Source organism: Paenisporosarcina sp. P4_D4 (assembly GCF_056401835.1).
The window spans coordinates 1-668 of sequence record NZ_JBFUIO010000402.1; the positions used below are offsets into that span (position 1 = coordinate 1).

1 protein-coding gene is annotated in these 668 nt (G+C 36.8%); it reads right to left on the bottom strand.

Annotated elements, in window-relative coordinates; translation table 11 throughout:
- Window positions 1-318 precede the first annotated feature (318 nt).
- Window positions 319-668, bottom strand: a 350-nt coding sequence (locus tag AC1DSL_RS19115) for a pyroglutamyl-peptidase I family protein (protein WP_477533462.1), incomplete at its 5' end; no start/stop codon positions are given.

Genomic DNA, 668 nt, shown 5'->3' on the forward strand with positions numbered 1-668 from the left:
ATTATTTTCCATAATTTTATAAATAAATTTCCCATTTTTTACTCTAAATTTAGTTATTAGAAATAGTAGGTATTACGATTACTTTTCACAAGTGGCTATGATATGCATGCTTAGATTATTGAATAAAAAACGTGAGAGTGTATTACGTCTTGCATGCCGCAAGTGCGTGAAGAATGAGACCCACAAGTATGTGGTCTTCATACTTATGGGCTCATGCGGAACATGCGGCTTAGCATAAATGTAGGATAACAACATTAATGTTTACATATCCAATTACAAAACAAACACCATAGCTTTTCGCTATGGTGTTTGTTTTGATTAAATAGATTTCTCGGATAGCACTGTAATGCAAATCGATATCGCCTTTTTCAAATCTTCGTGCGACCAGCTTGGGATGTTTCCATGTTGAATGGCTAATTCATGGGAAGCTGGTATATGAATAAATCCGGATGGGATATTTAAGTTGGTTGTATGAATTGTATGTAGTCCTTCGTACATCACGTTATTGCACAAATATGTACCCGCAGTATTTGAAATGGATGCAGGAAATCCGGATTCGTTTAATTTTTCTACCATCCCTCTAATCGGTAACGTGGATATGTAGGCTGCTGGACCTTCAGGATGAATAAGTTCGTCCACAGGTGTATGTCCTTCGTTATCTGCAGCAC